Origin of the sequence: Vallitalea maricola (assembly GCF_036985595.1) — a bacterium.
Classification (GTDB): domain Bacteria; phylum Bacillota; class Clostridia; order Lachnospirales; family Vallitaleaceae; genus Vallitalea; species Vallitalea maricola.
Window position 1 is genome coordinate 1 of sequence record NZ_BTPU01000373.1, and the last position, 293, is coordinate 293.

1 protein-coding gene is annotated in these 293 nt (G+C 37.2%); it reads right to left on the minus strand.

Features of this window, described 5'->3' with window-relative positions:
- Window positions 1-11 precede the first annotated feature (11 nt).
- On the minus strand, window positions 12-293 hold a 282-nt coding region (locus AACQ14_RS24375), incomplete at its 5' end, for a hypothetical protein (RefSeq protein ID WP_339366119.1).

The following is a 293-nucleotide window of genomic DNA, read 5'->3' on the forward strand; positions in this document are numbered from 1 at the left end:
GCAATTTGTGTTTAGAAATTGCTCTGACGAATTGCCGCTTTACTTGGATCAAAAGGACTATGCGTATTACAGTGATCAACATTTTGTAAGTAAATACGGCCGGTGCTAGCACGCTCTTGTGCAAACAACGTAAATAATTCAATAGCTTTAATACGCTTTTTGCGAATTGAATCATCGTTTTCATATTGTACGTATAAACGTTCAAACTTGTCTTGGTCTTCAAAGAAAGCAACATATAGTCCTGGAACATCACTTGGACTAAATAGCGTAATAGAGCCACCCTTAATTAAGCG